Source organism: Marinobacter fonticola, from assembly GCF_008122265.1.
In the GTDB taxonomy this organism is placed as follows: Bacteria; Pseudomonadota; Gammaproteobacteria; order Pseudomonadales; family Oleiphilaceae; genus Marinobacter_A; species Marinobacter_A fonticola.
This window is the reverse complement of sequence record NZ_CP043042.1, coordinates 1268303-1280977: the sequence shown is the minus strand read 5'-3', so window position 1 is coordinate 1280977 and position 12675 is coordinate 1268303. Positions and strand designations below refer to the sequence as shown.

At 60.8% G+C, this 12675-nt stretch carries 12 protein-coding genes; 5 read left to right on the top strand and 7 right to left on the bottom strand.

What is annotated here, in order from left to right; all coding sequences use genetic code 11:
• Nucleotides 1–91: 91 nt before the first annotated feature.
• Both FXO11_RS05725 and FXO11_RS05720 read left to right on the top strand, forming a co-directional pair.
• Nucleotides 92–967, top strand: coding sequence for an AraC family transcriptional regulator (locus FXO11_RS05725; protein WP_148862048.1), 876 nt, complete (start codon nucleotides 92–94; stop codon nucleotides 965–967).
• Between the two features lie 92 nt (nucleotides 968–1059).
• Nucleotides 1060–1485 carry an SRPBCC family protein gene (locus FXO11_RS05720; protein WP_148862046.1) on the top strand — a complete coding sequence of 142 codons (426 nt, stop codon included), beginning with the start codon at nucleotides 1060–1062 and terminating at the stop codon, nucleotides 1483–1485.
• Nucleotides 1486–1497: 12 nt separating this feature from the next.
• Here FXO11_RS05720 and FXO11_RS05715 read toward each other — a convergent pair whose 3' ends face one another.
• Both FXO11_RS05715 and FXO11_RS05710 read right to left on the bottom strand, forming a co-directional pair.
• Complete coding sequence (locus FXO11_RS05715) at nucleotides 1498–2160, bottom strand: class I SAM-dependent methyltransferase (RefSeq protein ID WP_148862043.1); 663 nt, start codon at nucleotides 2158–2160, stop codon at nucleotides 1498–1500.
• A gap of 117 nt (nucleotides 2161–2277) precedes the next feature.
• Nucleotides 2278–2865, bottom strand: coding sequence for a histidine phosphatase family protein (locus FXO11_RS05710; RefSeq protein ID WP_227546048.1), 588 nt, complete (start codon nucleotides 2863–2865; stop codon nucleotides 2278–2280).
• Nucleotides 2866–2998: 133 nt separating this feature from the next.
• Between FXO11_RS05710 and FXO11_RS05705 the strand changes: the two genes are divergently transcribed.
• Nucleotides 2999–3448, top strand: coding sequence for a YaiI/YqxD family protein (locus FXO11_RS05705; RefSeq protein ID WP_148862041.1), 450 nt, complete (start codon nucleotides 2999–3001; stop codon nucleotides 3446–3448).
• A 155-nt stretch (nucleotides 3449–3603) separates the two neighbouring features.
• Nucleotides 3604–5409, top strand: coding sequence for an ABC transporter ATP-binding protein (locus FXO11_RS05700; RefSeq protein WP_148862039.1), 1806 nt, complete (start codon nucleotides 3604–3606; stop codon nucleotides 5407–5409).
• A 341-nt stretch (nucleotides 5410–5750) separates the two neighbouring features.
• On the opposite strand, the gene FXO11_RS05695 is transcribed toward FXO11_RS05700, so the two are convergent.
• On the bottom strand, nucleotides 5751–5966 hold the full coding sequence (locus tag FXO11_RS05695) for a dodecin (protein ID WP_148862037.1): 216 nt from the start codon (nucleotides 5964–5966) through the stop codon (nucleotides 5751–5753).
• A 258-nt stretch (nucleotides 5967–6224) separates the two neighbouring features.
• Here FXO11_RS05695 and FXO11_RS05690 point away from each other — a divergent pair, with 258 nt between their 5' ends.
• On the top strand, nucleotides 6225–7373 hold the full coding sequence (locus FXO11_RS05690; protein WP_148862035.1) for a PQQ-dependent sugar dehydrogenase: 1149 nt from the start codon (nucleotides 6225–6227) through the stop codon (nucleotides 7371–7373).
• Nucleotide 7374: 1 nt separating this feature from the next.
• Here FXO11_RS05690 and FXO11_RS05685 read toward each other — a convergent pair whose 3' ends face one another.
• From FXO11_RS05685 to FXO11_RS05670, 4 genes are all read right to left on the bottom strand, one after another.
• Nucleotides 7375–8520, bottom strand: coding sequence for a glycerate kinase (locus tag FXO11_RS05685; RefSeq protein ID WP_148862033.1), 1146 nt, complete (start codon nucleotides 8518–8520; stop codon nucleotides 7375–7377).
• Nucleotides 8521–8621: 101 nt separating this feature from the next.
• Entirely contained in the window at nucleotides 8622–9743 is a 1122-nt protein-coding gene (locus FXO11_RS05680) for a lipocalin-like domain-containing protein (protein WP_148862031.1), read from the bottom strand.
• Entirely contained in the window at nucleotides 9740–12001 is a 2262-nt protein-coding gene (locus FXO11_RS05675; protein ID WP_227546047.1) for an ABC transporter permease, read from the bottom strand. Before FXO11_RS05675 ends, FXO11_RS05680 begins: the two co-directional genes overlap by 4 nt.
• Nucleotides 11998–12654 carry an ABC transporter ATP-binding protein gene (locus FXO11_RS05670; protein ID WP_148862029.1) on the bottom strand — a complete coding sequence of 219 codons (657 nt, stop codon included), beginning with the start codon at nucleotides 12652–12654 and terminating at the stop codon, nucleotides 11998–12000. The genes FXO11_RS05675 and FXO11_RS05670 overlap by 4 nt, the downstream gene beginning before the upstream one ends.
• Between the last annotated feature and the right edge of the window lie 21 nt (nucleotides 12655–12675).

The window sequence follows — 12675 nt, the reverse complement described above, 5'->3', positions numbered from 1 at the left end:
AGCATTTCAGCCGGGATGATTGACTAAATTTCGTCCGTAATGGACTATCTTTCGATTAATGCCCAGAACCCCAATCAGACCGGCAACGACAATGACCCGCACCTCACAGTGGCCGCTGCCCCCGGACAGCATCCGCTATCTCATCCCATCGCGAATGATCGCCCTGCTGGCAGGCCATCCCCTGACCCGGGACCTCTATCCCCTCGCCTTCGGTCACTACCGCCAGGCCTACCGGCACCATATGCATCGCCAACATCACGACGACCATCTGCTGATCTACTGCACGGACGGCATCGCCCACTTGAACGTCGAGGGCGAGGGCCACCGCATCCACGCGGGCGATTTGCTCTTGCTGCCCAAAGGCGCGAGCCATCGTTACTCAGCCGATAACGAAAAACCCTGGAGCCTGCACTGGGTGCATTTCAGCGGCAATCTGGCACCGGCCTTCTGCGAACACATGGGATTTTCCGAGCAAACCCTGGTGCGGCACGTGGGCCAACAGCCGCGGTTATTGGTGGACTTCAATGGGCTACTATCCGTTCGCGAAACCGGCTTCCGCCCGGCCGGCCTGATTCATGCCGCCAACCGCCTGCGCCAGCTCTTGTCCGCCGTCACCCTGTGCGCCGAACCGCTGGCCCACCGCCAACCGCTGGACTTGGACAGTATTCACGGTTTCATGAACGAACACCTGGACGAGCGCGTGACCCTGGAACACCTGGCCGAGTTGGCCGGCCTCTCTCCGGCCCATTTTGCCACCCGCTACCGCTCGATCACGGGTGTTGCGCCGATCCAGCATTTCCTGCATCTCAAGGTGGAACGGGCTTGTCAGTTACTGGATAACTCAGACCTGTCTTTCCGGGGCATTAGCGACAGCCTGGGCTACGAGGATAGCTACTACTTTTCGCGGCTGTTCAAAAAAGTGATGGGGATATCGCCGAGGGATTACCGGCATACACGAAGGCATTAACGGGCCAGATTGCCGCTCCGGCAGCGCGGCTACTTTTGTTCCCATAGAAAACTGTTTAGTCTGGCCTTTCAACAATAACAACGGAAAACACCATGGCCAGCTACACCATCGAAATCCAGGAACAATACGACCTGCCCCGGGAACACGTGTTCGAGCTGTTTGCCGATCACAACCGATTGGCGGATATTCTCGGCGCGCCCATCAAGCGCATCAAGGACAGCGATCAGGCGGATCCGAACGGCGTCGGTTCCGTGCGCAAGGTGGGTATTGGCCCCATCAGCTTGGAGGAGACCGTCATCGCCTTCGAGCCGGATGCGCTGATCGAGTACACCGTGACCAGCATGAGTCCCATCCGCAATCATCTGGGCCGTTTGCGCTTTGATGAGTTAAACGGTCGGACGGTAGTCAACTACACCATTCGCTTCGACGACCTGATTCCCTTCAGTGGCCGGGTCATCAGCTTGGGCCTCGAGCAAGCCATCCGCCGGGGCATGAAGAAGGTGCCGAAGCTGGTCTGACGCCGTTTCGATTCAGGCAGACTTGTGGAACAACGCCACATCTTTCGCCGGAATCTCCAGCTCCCAGCCCATTGCGCGGGCGAGCCATTGGAGTGTGGTTTCTCGATAGAACACCACGTGAGTCGGATCGCGTCGGTAATGCCACTTGGCGAACCGGGCATCGTCGGTCTGGAAACAGGTCATCACACCCAGCCAGCCGCCGGGCTTGAGGAGTTCATCGAGCTGCTGGAATACCTTTTGCGGTTCGTGCAGATGCTCGATCACTTCGGTGCAGGTGATGAAATCGTAGCGCCGCGCCAGGGTTTCCGGATTGGGCGCATAGAAAGGATCGTAAAGAGAGACTTCCATACCCTTGGCCGCCAGCATCCTAGCCAAAGCCGGGCCCGGGCCGCAGCCGAAATCCAGGCCATGGGCTTCATCCGGCGCCCGCTGGAGAATCGGGTCCGCAATCTTCGTCAGGAAGCGCTGGTAACCGGCATCGTCCGGGTTGTTGTCGTGCAGGTCGTAGATCTGCTTTTCCGCGTCTTTGTCCAGCCAGTGCTCTGGCGCCATGAGCGTGGCTTCACAGCGACCGCAACGCCAGTACGGCACGTCGCTGACAACCTCAAGCAGGCGCAAGGCAGCATCCTGGCAGACGGAACACTGTGCGGGTGCAACCGGTTGTTCGGAAATCATGACTCTCCCTGCCCGTCCTGACAGGACAGACGCTTTCGATGATTTAAAGACGGAATAAGCTGAAGGCACCAGTCTCCATATCGAACCGGCGCCCTTCAATACGCCCTAACCGCAATATTACGGCCTACTTGCGGGCATAACCCGCGCAAGCACCTCGTTATCCTCGTCGAGTGGCAGGGCGAGGATCACGCCCTCACCGGAGCGGGTAAACGCGTCGGTCAGCGCGGAAATATTCACCTGATGCGAAACCAGGACAATGGGCTGACCGGATGGCAGTTCATTGACACTCTTCACCGTTTGCCGGGTTTGAGCCGCGCGATCCCCCTGTCCGCCAAAAAAGGAATTCAACGAACTCATGATCGCCACCTCGCCGACGTTCATCAGCTCCGCCGTGTCCTTGCAGCGACACCAGGCGCTGGAGAAAATCTGCGCCTCATGAATGCCGTGACGCTCGAGGAATGCGCCCCAATCCCGAGCCTGCTGGCGCCCTGCAACGTTCAGGTTGCGCTGGGTGCGACAATCGCTGACGTCGAAGTTATCCGGGTCGCCTACTCCCGGCGCCAGGGCGTGACGCAGGATCAGCACGGCTTCGCCATCACGCAGAGCCTGCCATGCCGCAGCATCGCTGGCGGCGGCCGATTGGAGAGGAAGCACACCGGACAGCAAGGCGAGAGCCAGCAACACAAAGCGCAAGCGGCATAACATCGTTTACGTCCCTCCAGGCAGACACTTTCAATACCTAACGTTACGCTGAAACCCCCTATTTTGCTCACTTCGAACGATGCCCTTCAGGACGAATCGGGGTATCCTCAGCGGCATTCATCGAGGAGAGCCGACTATGCCTATCTGGGTCGATGCCGATGCCTGCCCGGTCCCCATCCGCGACATCCTGTGCCGTGCCGCCAACCGCTGGAAAGTGGACGTTACGTTTGTCGCCAACCAGAGCGTACCCGTGCCGCCATCACCGTATATTCGCAGCCGGCAGGTGGCACAGGGATTCGACGTCGCCGACCGCGAAATCGTCGACCAGCTCAGTGGTGGCGACCTGGTCGTTACCCAGGATATCCCCCTGGCCGCCGAAGCCATCGAGAAAGGCGCCGCTGCCCTGAGCCCTCGCGGCCAGCCCTTCACGCCGGATAACATCCGCCAGCGTTTGGCCATGCGCAACTTCATGGAAGAGCTGCGCAATGCCGGACAAGTTACCGGCGGACCGTCCAGTTTTTCCCAAACCGACCGCAAGGCGTTTGCCGATCAGTTGGATCGGTGGTTACAAAAGCATATGCGTTAGGTCATCCACAAGTCCTCACAGCTACCACAAACCTACATGCGCCTGAGAGTGATTTCTTTTAAGCCACGCCAATTTCCGCTAGTCTGTGCGCCTTTCCAGGCCCTGCCCCAACCCTTTCTTGTCTGCGGCCAGGGCGCCCCAGTCGGAGACTATCCATGTCCAGCAACACCAGCAGTTTTCAGGCCCTAGGGCGCCTGCTTCGCTACGCCCGAGGCTACCGGCGCCAAATCATTGCCGCGACGACCTGTTCGGTGATCAACAAGCTATTCGATATCGCGCCGGAAATCCTGATCGGTGTCGCCATCGACGTGGTGGTGAACAAGGAAGAGAGCTTTGTCGCCGCTCTCGGTTTTACCTCCGCAAAAGAGCAGATCATCGTGCTCGGCGTACTGACCTTTGTTATCTGGGCCGGTGAGTCGCTGTTCGAATATCTGTTTCAGGTGCTCTGGCGCAACCTGGCTCAACGGCTGCAGGCCGATCTGCGCCAGGATGCTTACGAGCATGCGCAAAGGCTCGATATGGACTTTTTCGAGTCCCGCAGTTCCGGCCAACTGGTGGCGACCATGAACGATGACGTCAACCAGCTTGAGCGCTTTCTCGATGGGGGCGCCAACGCCATGGTTCAGGTGGTGGTCACCATACTTGCGGTCGGCGCCGTGTTTTTTGTCATTTCACCCACAGTTGCCGTACTGGCGTTTACCCCGATACCGGTCATTATCTGGGGCGCCTTCTATTTCCAGCGCAAGGCGGGCCCGCTGTACGCCGACGTGCGGGAGAAAGTCGGGGATCTGTCTACCCGCCTGGCTAATAACTTGGGCGGCATTGCAACCATCAAGAGCTTTACCTCCGAGAAACGCGAAGCCGAACGCCTGCGTCAATCCAGCGATGCCTACGTCGAAGCGAACCGGCATGCCATCCGCATCAGCTCAGCCTTTATCCCACTCATCCGTATGGCGGTCCTGGTCGGCTTTCTGGCTACGTTTACGGTGGGCGGCATGATGGCACTGAACGGCGAACTCAACGTCGGCGCCTACGGTGTATTGGTCTTCCTGACCCAGCGCCTGCTCTGGCCATTGACCGGTATGGCGCAAGTCATCGACCTGTTCGAGCGCGCCATGGCCAGCACCCGCCGCATCCTCGACCTGATCGCCGAGCCGGTTCACGTACGCGACAAAGCCACCCAGCCACTGGCCCAGCCGGTGCAAGGTGCGGTGACCTTTGAAAACGTGCGGTTCCGCTACGCCAATAGCGAATCCGGTGTACGGGGCATCAGCCTGGACATCACCGCAGGCCATACGCTGGCGTTGGTCGGCGCCACCGGCTCCGGCAAGTCCACCCTTATCAAGCTGTTGCTGCGTTTTTACGACGTGCAGGACGGCCGCATCCTGATCGACGGCCAACCCATCCAGGATGTCAGCCTCAATTCCGTCCGTCGGGCCATCGGCCTGGTCAGCCAGGACGTCTACCTTTTCGAGGGTTCGATCCGCGACAACATTGCCTACGGCCGGCCGGATGCGACGGACGCGGAAATTATCGAAGCCGCAAAAACCGCAGAGGCCTGGACCTTTATCGAGAATCTGCCCAGCGGTTTGGACACGCCGGTTGGCGAGCGCGGCGTGCGCCTCTCCGGCGGACAGCGTCAGCGCCTCTCTCTGGCACGCGCCCTGCTGAAGGATCCGCCCGTTCTGGTATTGGACGAAGCCACTAGCGCCGTGGACAACGAAACCGAGGCCGCTATCCAGCGTTCCCTGCGCCGTATCGGTCACAACCGCACGGTGATTATGATTGCCCACCGTCTGTCGACTATCGTCCACGCGGATCAGATTGCAGTAATTGGGGATGGCGAAGTCCGCGAGCGCGGAACCCACGCGGAATTGATCGATCTCGACGGCAGCTACGCCGCCCAATGGCGTGTGCAGACCGGCGCGATGAAGGAGGAAGACGCACTGAGTGTTGGTTAACTCAATGCGGTGCCGGAGTTTCCAGCGAGACATGGGAAACTCCGGCTTTGCTTAGGGAGCCTCTGAACAACTCCTGGATCGCCTCTGGCTTTCAGAGCCATCCACAATCAAGGCGCGACTTTGCGGGAAGGCTGGTTGCCTTTCAAAAAGTCGCAACGCGGAGTGTGGATGGCTCTGAAAGCCCCGAAGGGCGTGCTCTGAAGACTGCATCTGCCGCGTTGCGGCTCTTGGTAAGGGCTATCCGAATGCGGCCCAGGCCATTACCGGCGAGCCACGCCTTGCAGCTACAGCCTTCAGAGCACGCAGAGGCGGTCCAGGAGTTATTCAGAGGCTCCTTAGGCTCAGCTGCCTTCTATCCGGAAGCCGACCTTCAGGGCCACCTGATAATGGCCAACCTTGCCGTTCTCCACATGGCCCCGGGTTTCCGTCACTTCGAACCACTCCACGTTCTTGATGCTCTTGCTGCACTCGGCCAACGCATTATTGATAGCGTCGTCGATACTGGTGCGAGAGGAACCAACCACCTCAACTTTCTTGTAGACGTGATGGTCTGACATCTCGTTCTCCTTGTGCTGAAAGTGTACTCGTGAGTATGGCACAGGCTAGGGTGTCTTTTTCAAACACATAGGCTAGTCGATCGCGTTTGTCCGATGCCTTTCATGACAGCTTATTCAGGAACCCATCTGAACCTTCGTATCGCGTGTACATCTAACCGTATTCTTAACCATACTCTGGTTGTCCATACTTTGACTTTGATAAACCCGATAAACCCGATATAAACCGCGTCCGACGCCCATCAACGCAGGAGGCCACTGATGCAGAGCGCGCAGAGCCATTGCAACCGATCCTTTCCCATAAGCCTGTTCAGTCTGATCCTGGCGAGCCTTACCTTGAGCAGCCCGACTCACGCAGAAATCTTTAGTTCGCAATACCATGATTACAAAGTTGAAACCATTGCGACCGGCCTGGAAAATCCATGGGCCATGGCGTTCCTGCCCAATGGCGACGCCTTGGTCACAGAACGGGCAGGCCGGTTGCGGATTTTGCGGGACGGCAACATCGTCGAGCAGCCTGTGTCGGGTTTACCCGACCTGAAGGTGGGCGGCCAAGGCGGACTCATGGATATAATTCTGCATCCCGAGTTTAGCGATAACCGCCAGCTGTTCCTGAGTTATGCCCACCAGAACTCAGAGGGGTACACCACGCGTGTGGCCCGGGCCCACTACGAGAACCGCAAGCTGAGCGATGTGAAAGTCATCTTCGATGCTTTACCCCGCTCGGATTCGACGCGTCACTACGCGGGGCGCCTGGCATTCGACCGGGAAGGCTATCTGTATGTACCGGTGGGTGATCGAGGCGAAAAGGATCGCGCCCAGGACATCAGTGACGACGCAGGCGGCGTGCATCGCATTACTACCGATGGCGAACCGGCACCGGGCAACCCCTTTCTCGACGACCCCGACGCAAGCGATACGCTTTTCACCTACGGCAACCGCAATATCCAGGGGATAGCGCGTCACCCCGAAACTGGCGCAATCTGGACCCACGAACATGGTCCCAGAGGCGGCGACGAAATCAATATTCTCGAGGCCAGCACCAACTACGGTTGGCCGGAAATCACCCACGGGATCGGCTACAGCGGCCTGCCTATCACGGATCGAACCGAGGCACCGGGCATGGCCCAGCCCCTGCACTACTGGGATCCGTCCATCGCACCTTCCGGTATGGCCTTTTACACCGGTGAGGTCTTTCCGCAATGGCAGGGCGACGTGTTCGTCGGCGCCTTGAAGTTCCAGAAAGTGGTGCGTCTGCGCATTAATGACGCCAAGGACGTGGTCGAGGAGGAGGACCTGCTGACGGATATGGATCACCGTATCAGGGCCGTCACTCAGGGACCCGCAGGCAATATCTGGCTGCTGACCGATGCCCCTGATGGCCACATTATGAAGATCACGGCGCCCTGATTTAGCCCCAATGCGGGCGGACGCCGTAGAGCGCACCGACGTTGCGGGCCGTCCGTCTCAGGCTGGCGGCGGTCTGCTCCAAAGCTTCAGCCAAAGGCATGGGTGCGGGCGTGACGCCGAAAATAGCGGTCAGTCCGCAGGCCAGTGCCTCGGTGTAGTCATCGCCCAGGCTGCCGGCCAGTGCAATCACGGGCACGTTGGCCTGAGCGGCTTCACGGGCAAGACCGGCCAGCGTCTTGCCGCGTGCCGTCTGGGCATCGATACGACCTTCACCCGTAACTACCAGATCGGCGCCGCGTAAATGCTCGCGCAGGCCTACCGCATCCATTACTACGTCGATTCCGGGCTCCAACCGGCCGCCCAAAAAGCCGCAGGCGGCTGCCCCGAGTCCACCGGCCGCGCCAGCACCCGGCGTATCGGAGAGGCGCCGACCGACCACTTGCTCCAGCAGGAGACCATACCGCGCCATTCCCTGATCCAATTGGACCAGCATCTCCGGGGTCGCACCTTTTTGGGGCCCGAAGACGTAGGTTGCGCCATTGGCGCCCGTGAGCGGGTTATTCACATCGCAAATCACGCGAAAGCGGGTGGCAGGCACCCGGGTATCCAACTCATGCAGGTTCAGGGACGCCAGCTCCAGCAGTCCTTGTCCTCCGGGAGCGACCGGCTGACCGGACGCATCCAGCGCATTGACGCCAAGTGCCTGGGCCATGCCCAGACCGCCGTCATTCGTGGCGCTGCCGCCCAGGGTGAGGATAATCTGCTCGACCCCTCTATCAAGTGCATCCAGGATCAGTTCACCGGTGCCCCGGGTGGTGGTTTTCATCGGGTTGCGCCGGGCTTGGCTTAACCGCTGCAGGCCGCTGGCTTCGGCCATCTCGATGACCGCGGTGCGGTCGTCATGTATCAAACCGAAACGCGCCTTGAGGGTCGAGCCGTCCGGCCCGGTGACCTCGGTGGTTTCATAGCGTCCGCCCGCTGCGATGACCAGCGCTTCCAGGGTGCCCTCGCCGCCGTCAGCCAGCGGCAGTTCGGTAAAAGAAGCGTCGGGCAGGGCTTCGGCCAAACCCCTTCGGATGGCAGTCGCCACCTCGGCGGCGGTTAAGCTTTCCTTGAACGAGTCGGGCGCAATCAGAATATGGGTCACGGCGTTTCCTCGGCTAGTGCTCGATACTCTTCAGCGTGCTTTTTCCATGCCATCGCCTTATTAAACCAATCCGAGGAGCAACAAGTGTTCGTTAATACTCGTTACGGATTTTCCTCATCATAGCCCGTTAACTCAAGATAACCCCGGCCCCGATGCGAGCCATCGATCCGGACGGGGCTTTCCCAATAGGGATAGAGGCCTTCGTTCCAGAAGTTGCCCGGCATTGCCCGTATCGTCAGATCCACTTGCCGTGAGGGAATGCGCAAACGCCAACTCACAGGCACCGCGCCGCGTGGGGTCTTGCGCCGCGCTTCGACCTCCAGCTCAAAGTCAGCGGACTGTAGCGGCACCACCTCGTGCTTGGGGCTGATCCAGGTCCCGGCGCTGAACGCGCCGCCGGCTTCCCGTAGCCGAAAAGCCATCACCCGTGCGCCGGAGTCCAATCGCAGGGCCATCCAGTCCCAACCGGTCTGGTCGGAGCGCAGGAACTGGCTGCTCCATTCCCGATCGAACCAGCCACCGCCGGACACCTTCTGCGTTTCGCCACCCACGGTGATCGTGCCTGCGATGGCCAGGTCCACATAGCTGAAGTACATAGAGCCCTCGCCACTGCCGGACTTGGCACTGAAACCATGCTCGCCATGACGGACCGGGGGCCGCCGGGTTTGCAGGATCAGGTCATAGGACCAATCCCCGCCGTCCACCTGAAGATGCCACCGGCCATCGCCTTTGGAGGTCAATTGCCAATCGTCCAGCCATACAGTAAACGGCTGGGCCCGGGCACCGGCGTGACCGATATCGCCGCGGGCCACGCGCTCACTGAAAAGATGTTGGCCCTGCGACGATCCGTCTACGGAAAGCGCGGCATGAGCCATCCAAACCGATTCAAGCGGCCAGTTCTCGCTGGCAGGCGGGGGATCGGAGGGTGACCTCGGCACCAGAGCTTGACGAAACTGGGTCCATTGCAGGCCGACCGGGGTGCCCTGCTCAGTGGTCAGGTTAGCCGTGAGGTACCACCATTCGATTCGATGCGCCGGGTGCGGTCCCAGGTCGCGGGGAAGCTGAATCCCATCGCCGGGCCCCGGCTGAGCAAAGTCCTGAGCCTGCGCGCCCTGATCCAGCGATTCGCCCAAGCCGGCGAAGCCCTCCGGCTGCGAGGACGAGGGGTCCGAGCAGCCTACGGTCGTCAGCAGGAGGATCAACACCCAGATAGGCCGGCTCATCGTTCCTCTCCCGCCAACTGATCCATCGTCACGGGATCGGGCGCCGTGTCCCCAAGCTGACGCTGGATAAGCCACGCGATGATGAGGCCAATACCCACGGCCACCCCTAAAAGTTGAATCCAGAACAGAGGATAAACCGCCATGGGGAGAGACCAGCCGAACGCCAACGGGTTGATCCGCGCCACCAGCACCCAGGTTAGCAACACCCCCAGCGGCAAGGCGGCCAACGCAGACAGCAACGTCAGGCCGACGGAAAGACGCGCAACCAGTCGTCTCAGCTCGCCTGCCGACAGCCCCCAAACGCGCAACAGGTGGAAATACCAGCGCCGGGTTGCAAAAAACACCCAACCCAGGACCAGCAACGCCATTCCCGCCAGCACGAGGGTTAGTAGGCTGATAGCCTGGGTCAGCAGGAACGTCTGGTGGAATACCCGGGTAGCCAGTCCGCGAACGGAGTCATTATTCCTGATGTGCAGCGCCAGGTCCGGAACCGCCGTTTGCAGGGTTCGGCTGACCTTGCCGATGTCCGCCGATGGTTTCAGGTCGAGCGTAAGGCTGACGAACGAGGGACGGAAATTGGGCGGCAGCAGCTTTGCGGCGATTAACACCTCGCCACTGGGACGGCCGTAGTCGGCGTAGATAGCCGCGATGACGCGCTGTTGCGTCGACCCGGAGAGCGTAACGCCCAGGGCATCGCCCGGCTTCAGGCCATGGCGTCGTGCCAACTGCTCGTTGATCATAACCTGGCCGTCCGCGACCGCGTGCCAGGGTGTGTCGACAGCAGCGAGAAACGTCCAGTCCTGCAGGAGCGGCGACGACGGCTCCAGGGCAAGCAGATCTACACGCGATTGTTGCGGCTGCTGCAGAGTGGCTTCACCGCGCGTGACCGGATGCCAGGCATCTACCGCTTCAAGGGAGCGCAGTGTCGGCGCGAGACGCTCCAGGTTTGCATCGATGGGCCATTCCATATAGATGTCCCCCTGCAGGCGCTGATCCAGCCAGTCGTAAAAGGTCGCCTCGAATGTCGTGACCAGTGCCTGTATCGCCAGTACCGTCGCGGCAGCGAACTGTAGCGCCACGACCGGAAGCCCCAAGCGGCGAACCATCACCGAAAGCTCGCGCAACGACCATCGTTGCAGCGGCTGGCCGGCGTGGCGCGACCGTGACAGACGAGCGAGAACGCCCGCGATCAGTCCCGGCGTCAAAACGCCCACTGCGAGAAAGAGCAAAGCCAGCGCCAGGAAGACCTGCAACAGCGAACTTGAGCCATAGACCCAGAGCGTCGCAATCCCCAATAACAGAGCGGCCCCCGGGAGAAGATAGGACTTGCCCCGGCGCGGCCGGGACCCGGCGGGCGAGACCAGACACCAGAGCAGCACCAGCAGGGTCATCACCAACACCGGCACGATACTCATCCAGGACAGGGATTGACTGAACAGGGTGACGTCGAAAAGACCGCCCAAGGCTCGTTCGAAGCCCACCGCAAACCCTTGCGCCAGCATGAGGCCCAACAGTGTGCCGGGCAACGCCGCAACCACCGTTATGACCGCCAATTCTACGACCAGAAAGCGCCGGATTCGGGACGGACGCACACCGAAACGACGTAGCAGCATGAAGCTGGCCCGTCGCTGGGATTGGCCGAGCAGATAGACGCTTCGCACCAGCAGGCCGGTGATCAGCAGTACCAGTACGCACAACGCATCCAGGTTCAACAAGAAGCTATCCGCCAACTCACCGGTATCGAGCCGCCGCTCGGCCGGCGCCGTACGATAACCCTGCGGCAGCGAGCCCACGTCGGTTGGCGCCATCAGGCGCAGACGGCTGTCTGACCCGGACGATTGTGCCCGGCTGGCAGCCTGGCCAATATCGACAAAGGGCTCGCCCCGGAAGCGATCAAGGCTGCGCTTGCCCTGGGCACGCCCGGCAAAGCAACCGAGGGACACGCTATCGATACCAATGATCTGGCCGCGATCGCCGTCGGCCTCTACATTCAACCAAGGAATGACACAGAGGCCCGCCCGCCGCAGCCGGACAAAGTCGTCCACCGTGACCGGATCGCCGTTCGCTCGGCTGATTTCACTGAAACCGGAGAGCACCTGATTGCCCTGTTCAAGGCTACTGCGCGCCTGGCGCGTCAGGTCCCAGACGCCGCTCCAAAGGCCCGTCGCCAGCAGGATGATCAGAGCCAGGGCGGCCAGTTGCAGCGGATGACGGCGATAGTGACTGAGAAAGGCGCGTAGGAGCAGGCCCCGCGTCACGCCGCATCTGCCAATTGATGAATCTGGCCGCACCGTTCGGCGAGACGGGAATCGTGCGTGGCAAGGATCATGGGGCAGCCTTGTTCACGCTGAAAGGTGAAGAGCACATCAGCCACATCGTCGGCAGTGTGCAGGTCCAGGCTACCGGTGGGTTCGTCCGCCAGGAGCAACGCGGGCTGCATGGCAAACGCCATGGCGAGCGCGGCACGCTGACGCTGGCCCCCGGAAACCTGATCGGGGTACCGCTTGGCCAACGCACCCACCCCCAGACGGTCGAGCCAACCTTGGGCGTCTACTCGGTCATGTCCCGCCAGGCTGGCACGCAACTGCACATTCTCCGTCAGGGTCATCGCCGGCATCAGATTGGCTTCCTGGAAGACGGTCGCAATCCGCTTGCGCCTCAGTTCGCTCCAGTGCAGGCTATCCCCTGCGGTCAGTTCGTCGCCGAACAAACTGATGCGGCCACGGCTCCAGGTCTCCAGACCGCTTAGCAGGTTCAGCAACGTACTTTTACCGGAACCGGAACGGCCCATCAGGGCCAGCGAACCCCCGGGCGCCAGGGTCAGGTTCAGCCCGTGAAAAACGGCAACGGTCTCGCCGCCTGAGCGGAATTGCTTGTGCAGATTGTCCACGCGAACCACGGATCGGTTCACTCCAGCTCCTTAATCGTCAAC